The 12,318-nt window shown below is 33.3% G+C and carries 7 protein-coding genes; 3 read left to right on the plus strand and 4 right to left on the minus strand.

What is annotated here, in order from left to right:
- Window positions 1-610, minus strand: a 610-nt coding sequence (locus ACHZDT_RS04165; protein WP_394773389.1) for a DUF4349 domain-containing protein, incomplete at its 3' end; no start/stop codon positions are given.
- Window positions 611-794: 184 nt separating this feature from the next.
- Between ACHZDT_RS04165 and ACHZDT_RS04170 the strand changes: the two genes are divergently transcribed.
- The 3 genes from ACHZDT_RS04170 to ACHZDT_RS04180 all read left to right on the plus strand — a co-directional run bounded on the left by ACHZDT_RS04170 (window position 795) and on the right by ACHZDT_RS04180 (window position 5,883).
- Window positions 795-2,081 (plus strand): anthranilate synthase component I family protein, encoded by a 1,287-nt coding sequence (locus ACHZDT_RS04170; RefSeq protein ID WP_394773390.1) that lies wholly within the window; start codon window positions 795-797, stop codon window positions 2,079-2,081.
- A 392-nt stretch (window positions 2,082-2,473) separates the two neighbouring features.
- Window positions 2,474-3,784 carry a tRNA lysidine(34) synthetase TilS gene (gene tilS, locus ACHZDT_RS04175; RefSeq protein ID WP_394773391.1) on the plus strand — a complete coding sequence of 437 codons (1,311 nt, stop codon included), beginning with the start codon at window positions 2,474-2,476 and terminating at the stop codon, window positions 3,782-3,784.
- On the plus strand, window positions 3,784-5,883 hold the full coding sequence (locus tag ACHZDT_RS04180; protein WP_394773392.1) for a cytochrome c biogenesis protein CcdA: 2,100 nt from the start codon (window positions 3,784-3,786) through the stop codon (window positions 5,881-5,883). The genes tilS and ACHZDT_RS04180 overlap by 1 nt, the downstream gene beginning before the upstream one ends.
- 331 nt (window positions 5,884-6,214) lie before the next feature.
- Here ACHZDT_RS04180 and ACHZDT_RS04185 read toward each other — a convergent pair whose 3' ends face one another.
- The 3 genes from ACHZDT_RS04185 to ACHZDT_RS04195 all read right to left on the minus strand — a co-directional run bounded on the left by ACHZDT_RS04185 (window position 6,215) and on the right by ACHZDT_RS04195 (window position 12,215).
- The gene (locus tag ACHZDT_RS04185; RefSeq protein WP_394773393.1) at window positions 6,215-7,531 is read right to left on the minus strand and encodes an ammonium transporter; all 1,317 of its coding nucleotides are present in this window, start codon (window positions 7,529-7,531) and stop codon (window positions 6,215-6,217) included.
- A 339-nt stretch (window positions 7,532-7,870) separates the two neighbouring features.
- Window positions 7,871-9,178: an amidohydrolase family protein gene (locus ACHZDT_RS04190; protein ID WP_394773394.1), complete on the minus strand. Its 1,308-nt coding sequence runs from the start codon at window positions 9,176-9,178 to the stop codon at window positions 7,871-7,873.
- 40 nt (window positions 9,179-9,218) lie between these two features.
- Window positions 9,219-12,215: an amidohydrolase family protein gene (locus ACHZDT_RS04195; RefSeq protein WP_394773395.1), complete on the minus strand. Its 2,997-nt coding sequence runs from the start codon at window positions 12,213-12,215 to the stop codon at window positions 9,219-9,221.
- Between the last annotated feature and the right edge of the window lie 103 nt (window positions 12,216-12,318).

Genomic DNA, 12,318 nt, shown 5'->3' on the forward strand with positions numbered 1-12,318 from the left:
CTTCTTTTTGACTGGATAAAGAATTCTCAGCTTCCATAACATAATTGATTTTTTTGCCCTTAGAATCAATTGCTTTCTCGATTCTTTTTTCAGTAGTTGAGCTTCTTTTTTGCGAAAGTTGATTGGCTAACATTTTTAAGGAAACATCATCGGCTTTGATTACTCTAAAATCAAGAAAGTCAATTTGTTTCGCAATAGTTTTAATAATCGTATCAAGCTGCTTGTTAGGAACGCGAATAGTGATGTTATTTTCTACGGTATATTTTGTAGTTTCCAGCGTACTGTCCTGACTAATTTTAGCTTTAATCTGGTCGTGAATGTTGCTTTGTAAATTGGTGTAGGTTACAAATCCTCCAAATTTTTGAGTAGCATTTTCAATTGCATAAGTAGACTTGACGACATTTTTGACTTTAAATTTAATATCCGCAGTTCGAATGAATTTTTGTTTGCTGTCTTTTCTTTCTACCGTCGCCGTTGAGGAAACCCCAGTGCTGTCTGTTACGGCATTTAAAGCCTCGTCTTGTGCAGATGTTGAGTCTGCTTTTTTACAAGAAAATAGTAATGCAATGATTACCAAAGATGTTGCGCCTAATTTTGCAATTGTTTTCATAAAATTTTAAAAATTTGATTAATAAATAAAGTTTTGATTCTGATTTTGTGTCTTTTTTTGTTAAAAAAAGTTTTTAATAATCAGTGTTATTTCGATATACTAAAAAGTGTGCCAATAATTTTTGCTATTCTTTTATCGAAGGATTTTTTTTGTCGTAATTTTGAAATCTAAAAATTATACTTTTTTGAGAGTTTCCATTCATAAACATATTTCAAATCCGGAGCATTTTAAACAACAACTTTTAAACTGGTCGCAACAATTTCGCGAAGTCGTTTTTTTGGATAGTAATTCCTATCCGCAAGAATATTCCAGTTTTGATTGCTTGTTAGCTGTGGACGCTTTTACATCTCTAAAAACCGATTCCCATAATGCTTTTGAGGATTTAAAACAATATCAGCAAACCACAAAAGACTGGCTTTTTGGTTATCTTTCATTTGATTTAAAAAATGATGTCGAAGAACTTAACTCATCTAATTTTGATGGTTTGGATTTTCCGGATTTATTTTTCTTTCAGCCAAAAAAAATCTTTTTATTGAGAGAAAACCAACTTGAAATTCAATATTTATTCCTTTGTGATGATGAGGTTGAAGATGATTTTGAGGAGATTGTACAAATTGAAAATGATTCATTTGAAACATTAAATAATGTCGAAGTGCAACAACGTATTTCCAAAGATTTATATGTTGAAAAAGTAACTAAAATGCTGGAACATATCCATAAAGGCGATATGTATGAAGCTAATTTTTGCATGGAATTTTTTGCAGAAAATGCGATTATAAATCCGTTAGAAAAATTTCAGAAACTAAATAAAATTTCGAAAGCACCGTTTTCAGTTTTCTTTAAAAATCATAAACATTTTTTGCTTTCGGCTTCTCCCGAAAGATATTTAAAAAGAGTAGGAGAGATTTTGATTTCTCAGCCCATAAAAGGAACTTCAAAACGATTTTCAGATCCTGTAGAAGATGAAAAATCAAAGCAATTTCTCGAATCAGATTCCAAAGAAAGAGCCGAAAATATCATGATAACAGATTTAGTTCGTAATGATTTATCGCACACCGCACAAAAAGGTTCGGTTGACGTTGTCGAACTTTGTAAAATCTATTCGTTTTTGCAGGTTCATCAAATGATTTCGACGATAACTTCAAAATTAGATACTCAATATTCCCCAATCGATGTTTTAAAAACAACTTTCCCAATGGGAAGTATGACGGGCGCTCCAAAAATTTCGGTCATGAAAATCATCGAAAATCTCGAAGAAACCAAACGTGGTTTATACAGCGGATCAATTGGTTATTTTACTCCCGAAGGTGATTTTGATTTCAATGTCGTCATCCGAAGTATTTTGTACAATCAGGAAAATAAATACGTTTCATTTTCAGTAGGAAGTGCCATTACAGCACAATCAATTCCAGAAAACGAATACGAAGAATGTTTATTGAAAGCTAAGGCAATGCATGAAGTGTTGCAATAAGTTTTTAAAAAAAGTTAGCCACGAATTTCACGAATTAGCACGAATTTTTTTTGCAATTTGTAGAAAAAAAATATAGCCACAGATTAAAATGATTAAAATGATTTTGTTTCGCGCAGATTTAAAAAAATTTAAGCAGATCCCGCAAAAATTTAATAAAATCTAACTGAATCTGCTTAAATCTTTTTTAAATCTGCGTGAAATTCATATAAAAATCTGTGCTAATCTTTTTAATCTGTGGCAAAAAAAAACCTGCTCAATCTCCAGAATCTGCGAGAAAATAATTCGCACTAATTTGTGAAATTCATGGCAAAAAAAATAAATCTGTAGCAAAAAAAGACACGCTTAACATTTCATTTAAAAATAGATCGAATTTAATTTTTTACATTTATCAAATGTTTTCAAAATTTCAAAATCACATCGTTTCAAGGTTTCCATTTTTGGAAGAAAAAAAACTATTTCTGGCCGTAAGCGGAGGATTGGACAGCATGGTTTTATTACATTTAATAAACCAATTTCCCTATGAAATTGCCGTTTTGCATTGCAATTTTCAGCTTCGGGGATTAGAAAGTTTTGGCGATCAAAGTTTTATTCAGGATTATTGCGATCTACATAATATTCCCATTTATACAACACAATTTGATACTGAAGCATTCGCAAAAGATTATAAATTATCTACGCAAGTTGCAGCACGTGAATTGCGTTACAGTTGGTTTTATGAACTTCTAGAAAAGGAAAATTTCGATTATATCTTAACCGCACATCATGCCGATGATAATCTGGAAACCTTTATAATCAATTTAACGCGAGGAACTGGTCTGGAAGGATTAACCGGAATTCCGGAACAAAATGATAAAATTATTCGTCCGCTTTTGCCTTTTTCGAGAGATGAAATTCAGAAATATGCTGAGGATAATAGTATCGAATGGCGCGAAGACAGCAGTAATGCATCCAATAAATACCTTCGAAATAAAATTCGTCATGATTTAGTTCCGATGCTGAAAGAAGTCAATCCAAATTTTTTGAATGCCTTTCAAAAGACACAATCTTATTTGCAGGAATCGCAGGAAATGGTTGAAGATGCTTCGATTATGATTTATCAGCAAGTTGCAAAAGACGAAGGCGATGATATTCATTTCGATTTAAATCAGCTTAAAAAATTGCCCAATTATAAATCATATTTGTACCAATGGCTGAATGAATTTGGCTTTCTGGCGTGGAATGATATTTATGATTTAGTTGACGGTCAATCAGGAAAACAAGTACTTTCGGCAGAATTTCGAATATTAAAAAATAGAGATACATTGATTTTAAGTCCGCTTTCTGATATAGAAGAAAAGGAAGAATTTGAAATTAATGAAAACGATACAGACGTTAATTTTCCCTTAAATTTAAAGCTTTGTCAAGTAGACGACATTACAATAGATTCAAATAAAGCTATCTTTGTGGACGCTGAAAAAATCCAATTTCCGTTAATATTACGTAAATGGAATGAGGGAGATGTTTTTCATCCTTTTGGAATGAACGGAAAATCAAAAAAAGTCAGTAAACTTTTTAAAGATGAGAAGTTATCGCTGATTGAAAAGGAGAAAACATGGATTTTGTGTTCAGATAATCAAATTGTATGGGTTATAGGAATCCGACAAGATGAACGTTTTAAAATAGAAAATAACACAAATAAAATACTTAAAATAGAATTACAATAATGAACTTTAATCAATACCATCAAACGATAATGTCGAAAAGTATCTGGAATAAAACCATTGTGTTTTTGCTGTTTTTCTTATTTGCTTTTGCAAAAGGAAATGCTCAAATCCTGGAGCCGGTAAAATGGACTTCTAAAATTGAAAAGAAATCAGGAAATAATGCAGTTTTAATTTTTGATGGAACCATTGAAAAAGACTGGCATATGTATTCGCAATTCACACCGGACGGCGGACCACTTGCGCTGGAAATTGTTTTTAAAAACCAAAAAGGAAATTATACTTTAGCGGGAAAAGCTAAAGAAGGAAAAACCAGAACGGCTTTTAATGATATTTTTGGTGTAAATGAAACTTTCTTTGAAGGTAAAGCGCATATCGAGCAGGAAATCACCATTATTAATCCGAATTTAAAAACGGTTGATGTTGATTTTGATTTTCAGGTTTGTAAAGAAGTTTGTATCAATTCAAGTAAAAAATTCTCGATCTCCGTTCCGTCGACATTTAAAATGGATGCGGTTCCAAGTATAACAGCAGCTACAAAAGATGAAACTAAAGTAGTTGGTTTAGCGGTTGATACGACTTTAAAAGCAGTTGTTTCTGAAGTTGCTCCGGTAATTAAAACTGACAACGCTTTGGCTGCGGAAAAAGAAGATATTCCAGCGCCGGCACCAACCAGAAGTTTATGGTCAATCTTTTTCATTGCTTTTATCTCAGGATTTGCAGCATTATTAACGCCTTGTGTTTTTCCAATGATCCCAATGACGGTAAGTTTTTTTACAAAACAAAGTAAAAGCAGGGCAAAAGGAATCAGAAATGCAATTTTTTATGGACTTTCGATTATTGCTATTTATGTTATTTTAGGATTAATTGTAACTAAAATATTTGGTGCAGATGCTTTAAATGCGTTGTCTACAGATGTTTGGTTTAACTTAATCTTCTTTATTATATTAATAATTTTTGCTACTTCGTTTTTGGGAGCTTTTGAAATTATGCTTCCAAATTCATGGGGAAATAAAGTAGATCAACAAGCTGACAGAGGCGGAATAATTGGAATATTATTTATGGCTTTGGCTCTAGCAATTGTTTCATTTTCATGTACAGGACCAATTGTAGGAACTTTATTAGTTGAAGCGGCTTCAAACGGAGGAATCGCTCCGGTTATTGGAATGTTAGGATTTTCGTTAGCATTAGCTTTACCATTTATGTTATTTGCAATGTTCCCGGGCTGGTTAAATTCATTACCAAAATCTGGCGGATGGCTGAATACCGTAAAAGTAGTTTTAGGATTTTTAGAATTGGCTTTAGCATTTAAATTTTTATCAAATGCCGATTTAGTTTTACAATTACATTTATTAGAAAGAGAAGTTTTTATCGCAATCTGGATTGCTATTTTTGCAGCTTTGACTTTATATTTATTCGGAAAAATATCTTTGCCACACGATAGTCCGTTAAATCATATTTCTGTAGGCAGATTGTATCTAGGATTACTTACACTTGTGTTTACAGTTTATTTAATTCCGGGACTTTGGGGAGCGCCATTAAAATTAATCAGTGCTTTTCCGCCACCACCACAATATAGCGAAAGCCCGTTTGGGGTAGGAGGTTCTGCTAATTCCGGAGTTAGTGGTGAATCTATAAAAGGTTTGCCTGACGGAGCAGAATTAGGACCGCATGGTATTATGGTTTTTCATGATTATGAAGATGGACTAGCGTATGCAAAATCAATCAATAAACCTATTATGCTTGATTTTACAGGTTATGCTTGTGTAAATTGCAGAAAAATGGAAAACAATGTTTGGTCAGAACCAACGATTTTACCGATCTTAAAAAATGATGTTGTTTTGATTTCTCTTTATGTAGATGATAAACGCGAATTGCCAAAAGAACAACAATTTGTAACAAAATCCGGTGATAAAATCATAACTGTTGGCGATAAATGGACTGATTTTATGATCTCAAAATATAAAACAAATACGCAACCTTTATACATTATAACTGATTTAGAAGGCAAGAATTTGAACAGTTCAAAACCAACAATTAGTTACGTAAACGCAGATGAATATTTGCATTGGCTAAAAGAAGGAATTGGGAATTTTAAATAGAGCTTTTTTAGATTTTAGAAGCAAGAGGCAAGATTTTTAGATACAAGATTTTAGAATAAAGAGAATAGATTATAGAATATATAATTGAAACTTAAGGTTTAAATTAATTCAAAGCAAAAAAGCACTCTGGTATAAACTTAGAGTGCTTTTTTTATTTAGTTAGATCCGTATAACCTACATCCAGAAAAATCTTGCTTCTATTTTCTTGCGTCTATTTTCTATAATCTATATTCTTTCTTCTATTTTCTAAAATCTATATCAAGCAAAAAAGCACTCTAAGTCAAACTCAGAGCGCTTTTTATTGGTTATTATATTGGTTTTGGTATTTGTCTTATAAAAATTCTCCGTGTTGAGAAATATCTAATCCTAGTTCTTCTTTTTCTTCAGTAACTCTTAGCGGTGTAATTTTATTTACAACATAAAATAAAATATAAGAACCTACAAAAGCGAAGATAGAAACAGCAACTAAAGCAATTAATTGGTTGATGAATAATGTTGGAGTTCCGAAAATCAAACCTTGATTATCTCCAACAGCAGGGTTAATAGCTTTTGAAGCAAAAACACCAGTTAACAACATTCCTACCATACCACCAACACCGTGACAGGCAAAAACATCTAAAGCATCATCAATTTTTCCTTTAGGAAATTTACTCACTACAAGGTTACTTACAATTGCAGCAAAAGCCCCGATGAAAATGGCGTGAGGAATACTTACGAAACCAGCAGCTGGAGTAATAGCAACAAGACCTACAACGGCTCCAATACAAGCTCCAAGCGCAGATAATTTGTGTCCGATGATTTTATCAAGGAAAACCCAAGCCATAGCAGCGGCAGCGGCAGCAACAGTTGTAGTTCCTAAAGCCTGAACGGCTAATCCGTTTGATCCAAGTGCAGAACCTGCGTTGAAACCAAACCATCCAAACCATAATAAACCTGTACCTAATAATACATAAGTGATTCTGGCAGGATTAACTTTTTGAATTTTTCTTTTTCCTAAGAAGATCGCTCCGGCCAATGCAGCCCAACCAGCACTCATATGCACGACAGTTCCACCAGCAAAATCTAATACTCCCATTTTAAAGAAAACTCCATCAGGATGCCACGTCATGTGCGCCAATGGTGCGTATATAAATATAATGAATAAAACCATGAATAATAAATATGCCCAGAAACGTACACGTTCTGCAAATGCACCCGTAATTAATGCAGGCGTAATAATGGCAAATTTTGCTTGAAACAATGCAAATAACATAAACGGAATAGTTGGGGCAAGACTCCAGGCAGTATTTGTACCAACGCCTTGAAAGAATAAATTAGGAAGCGGATTACCAATGAATCCTCCAATTGTAGGTCCAAAAGCCAATCCAAATGCAACAACAACCCATAAAATAGTAACAATTACCATTGCCATAAAACTTTGAAGCATAGTACTAATAACGTTTTTCTTACCTACCATTCCTCCGTAGAAAAATCCTAATCCTGGCGTCATAAGCAATACAAAAGCAGTTGCAACGATCATCCAAGCTGTATCTCCTGTATCAAACTTTACAGCTTCTGCCGGAATCGGGTTATCTGTGAGGATAAAGTTAGAGATAAAGGTTAGTACCAAAATAGTGATAAGAATCACACTTAAAATAATTTTTCGCATAGTTAGTTAGTTTTAAATTTTTTATAAAAGTATAAAATGAAACGACAACCCTATAAAAAATAGAGTCAGATGTTTAATTTTTGTTAATTTTAGAATTTAACCCCCTATATTTTGCGTGTATTTGTTAAAATCAACTTAAAATTTGGAATTTATTAATCGAAAAGTTGAAAAATGGCTCGTTTAAACCTCATGTTAACAGAAAATCAGGATAATAATGCTTGTTTTAAGAGTAATTGTGTCTGAATTATTAAAAAAGTAAACAAAACGGTTCGGATGTAAAATAAAAAAGGCATCAGATGAAAATTTCAAATGATGCCTTTTTATATAAAAGAGTTTTAACTATTTCTGATTGAATTTTGCTTTGAATTTATCATTCAGTTTCGTTTGGAAAGTTTCTAAATTAATTGTTCTTCCCTGAATAAAAGCAGATGTTAATTTGTTTGTTCTCATATCTAAAGCATCACCTTCAGAGATAAATAATGTTGCATCTTTGCCGGTTTCTAATGAACCGCAAGTCGCATCAATACCCAATAATTTTGCTGTATTTAAAGTGATAAGTTCTAAAGCTTTTTCTTTATCTAAACCAAAAGCAGCACAAGTTCCCGCTAAAAACGGAAGATTTCTAACGCTCATACGTTCATGATCTCCGCTATTTTCAAGACCTACAATAATACCTTTATCAGTAAGTATTTTTGCCATTTTATAAGGTAAATTTACATCTTCGTCATCACTTGTTGGCATATCGTGAATACGTCTTAATAAAACTCCAACATTATACTTTTGCAAAACATCAGCTGATTTATACGCTTCAAATCCACCTACAATAACAATTTTTTTGATCTGATTATCTACAGCAAGTTGTATAGCGTCAACAATTTGTTTTTCTTCATCTGCGTGGATATAAAGCGTTTGAGTTCCGTCAAAAAGACCTTTTGTAGCTTCAAGAACCACGTTTCTGTCTTTTGAAGCCGCTTGATTATACGCTTTTGAGTTTATTAAAAAAGCACTTATTTCCTCAACTTGTTTAGGATAATCTTTGTTTGCTTCAATAATTCCCGGTTCAAACCAAGATCCTGATTTTTTAAAATTCGATGGAAAATTAAGATGAATTCCGTCGTTTTCTTTTAAAATAGCATCTTTCCAGCTCCATGCATCTAATTGTACAACAGATGATGTTCCTGAAATTGTACCTCCGCGAGGCGTTATCTGAGCGATCAAAATACCATTTGGACGAACAGTTTCTACCACTTTCGATTCAGAATTATAAGCAATAATACTTCTTACATTTGGATTAAAACTTCCAATTTCTTCCTGATCGTCAGATGATTTTACGGCATCAATTTCTACTAAACCTAACGTTGCATTAGGAACAATAAATCCCGGATAAACGTGTTTTCCGGTCGCATCAATCGTTGTGTCAAAAGCACCGGCAGCAAGTCTAATTGTTGTTGCATCGGCTACGAGCGTAATTTTTCCGTCCTTAAAACCAATCGCACTGTTTTGAATAACGGTTCCGTTACCTAAATGTGCAGTAGCATTTAAAATCAAAACCGATTTAGTTTGTTTTGGTGCCGGTATTTGTTGCGCTTTTATTTGTATTGAAGTACAAACTGCGAGCAACATTATATATATGTGTTTATTTATCATGTTATCTGTTTTTATCTTTACGAATTTTCTAAAGCGATTATTATTGTTCCAAAGTATCACAGTGATATTCCTTTTTCTCTTTTCTGGTTGGCTGTTGTGTTCCTGCTCCTTTATTTTTTTCCTGTAGCATTTGTCCAATCAGCAAGCTTCTTTCTTTAGTGATTGCCAATTGTTTTTCAGCATCTTTTTCGATATCAAAATAAACAACACCTTCAATAATTGTTTTTTCGGCTTTAGCATAAATAGATAAAGGATTATCGCTCCATAGAACAACATCAGCATCTTTACCCACTTTTAGACTTCCTACTTTATCATCAATGTGTAATAATTTTGCAGGATTCAGGGTCACGAACTTCCATGCATCTTCTTCGGAAATATTTCCGTATTTCACCGCTTTTGCAGCTTCCTGATTCAATCTTCTTGACATTTCGGCATCATCAGAGTTATAAGCCACAACCAAACCTGCGTTATGCATAATTGGTCCGTTAAACGGAATTGCATCATTTACTTCAAACTTATAAGCCCACCAGTCAGAGAAAGTCGAAGCTCCAACGCCGTGTTCTTTCATTTTATCAGCAACCTTGTAACCTTCAAGAATATGAGTGAAAGTATTTACTCTGAAATTGAATTTTTCAGTAACATTCATCAACATTAAAATCTCAGATTCTACATAAGAGTGACAGGTAATAAAACGCTCTTTATTGATAATTTCTGCAATAGTCTGTAACTCTAAATCAACTCTTGGCGCTTTTCCTTTTTTAGAACCGGCGTTAAATTTTTTCCAGTTTTCGTCATATTCTTTTGCACGTTGAAAATAATCAGTAAAAACTTGTTCAACACCCATTCTGGTTTGCGGGAAACGAGTAGGATTATCAATTCCCCAATTCGCTTGTTTTACATTTTCTCCCAAAGCAAATTTGATAAACTTAGGTTGGTTTTTGTACAACATTTCATCCGGAGACGAACCCCATTTCCATTTTACAATCGCAGAACGACCACCAATAGGGTTTGCAGATCCGTGTAATAGTTGAGAAATTGTAACTCCGCCGGCTAAATCCCTGTAAATATTAATGTCTTCAGAGTTTACAACATCCTGAATTGTAACTTCGGCAGTGGAGTTATGTCCGCTTTCGTTTACACCTTTAGAAATAGCAATATGCGAATGTTCATCGATGATTCCGCTAGTGATATGTTTGCCTTTTGCATCAATAACAGTTGCCGAAGCATCAGCTAAGTTTTTACCAACAGCGGCTATTTTTCCGTTTTTAATCAAAACATCAGTTTCAGTCAAAACACCTTCTTTTTCATTGGTCCAAACCGTAGCATTTTTAAACAATAAAGTTTGCGCCGTCAGTTTTTTAGAATCACCAAAAGCAACGTTAGGAAAAGTTGTTGGGACAATTGGATTTGGTTTTTCTACTTTAGTTGTATCTTTAACCGCAATAAATGTACTGGTTTTTACAGCGTTCCAAACTAATTCGTCACCGTTTGATAATACTGCTTTTCCGGATAAACTCTCAGGTTTTTCAACAAATCCTGTTAAACGCGAATAATTAGATTTAATAGTATCTGCAGGTTTGATTAAAAGCGAAATCCAGTTTTTAGAAAAAGCAAAAGTGGTTTTCAACTTTTTTGCATCAGCCGTAGTAACTTCTGATTTTGGAGCATCGGCAGTTCCGTCAATTTTCCATTTATAGGTATCTTTTCCAACCGTTAAATCATAGTTTCCACGAATATCTTTTCCATTAATATCATTCACGATATATTTAGTTCCCTGAACCCAGTTTTCGTATAAAACCGTTTTCTCGTCAAATATTTCGCCTGAAGTAATAACGAAATTCGCATAACTTCCGGTTTTTAAACTTCCCACTTCATTGCTTTTTCCAAGAATAGCAGCAGGAATTGTCGTTAAAGCCTCTAACGCTTTAGTTTTATCGAAGCCTAATTTTATCGCTTTCAATAAATTAGGTCTAAAATCTTCAGTCTTTTTTAATTTGTCAGTTGTCAAAGCAAAAACAATTCCGTTGTCCGAAAGCACTTTTAGGTTTGTAGGAGCCTGATTCCAGAAACGCATATCAGCCAATTCGATTTGATTGGACAAATAAGGGTTTGAAACATCATAAGCTTCAGGGAAACTTATCGGAATAATATATTTAGCGTTTGTGCCTTTGATTTCTTCGATTCTTTCAAACTCATTTCCGCTTCCTTTCAGAATATAGTTTAAACCAAATTCTTTAGCAATTTTAGACGCTCTTAAACTATTTAATTTGTCTTCGGAAGCAAAAATCTGAACTAATTTTTCATTTTCTGCCAAAGCTTCTAACGACAAATCCTTAGTTTCAGAATTTCCTTTTTTGTACCAATCCAGGTCTAAATACATCTGACGTAGTAAAGCCATCATACCCATTAAAGAGCTTGGATAAGCCTGATTTGTTAAAGCACTTTTTGTGAACGCAAAGTGGTTTGTAACTTTATTAGCAATGATTTGTTTGCTGTTTTCTGTATTATTCAAGGCAACTAAAATTCCGGTTCCCTGAGCAACTCCGTCAGGAATATGCGTTCCAACAACACCAAAACCTGCTTTTAATAATTCTTCGGCTTTAGGCTGATCATATTTAAAAGATTCAAAAGTGTTTACTTCAGATCGAATACTTTCGTTCCAGTAATAACCCACTCTTTTTGTGTCGTATAATGGGTTACGATCGCGTCCGCGAGGCAAATTACTTTTTGGTTTTTCAACTCCAAAACTTGTGTAAATATCAATAAATGAAGGATATATTGTTTTACCTGCAAGATCAATGGCAATGCTGTTTTTAGGAATTGTAATAGTATTTCCAACCGCAATAACTTTACCATCCTGGATTAGTAAAGTTCCTTTATCGATTTTTTGAGTTGGGGTAACATAAATTGTGGCATTTGTAAAAACAGTGTAGTTTTTGCTTTTATTTTGCACACTTTCATTAATAGGAAAGTATTCCTGAGCGTACGTTTTTGTTAAAAATACACTCAAAAATAGTAGGAGTAGGGCTTTTTTCATAGTTTATTTGCAATTTTGTTGCTAAAAATATGAAATATATGTTATCTAAAATTTATTTAGTAAAATGTTTTTTCTTTATTTAGACAAAATTTTAATTAAACCC

The sequence above is a fragment of the Flavobacterium sp. genome, assembly GCF_043722275.1.
In the GTDB taxonomy this organism is placed as follows: domain Bacteria; phylum Bacteroidota; class Bacteroidia; order Flavobacteriales; family Flavobacteriaceae; genus Flavobacterium.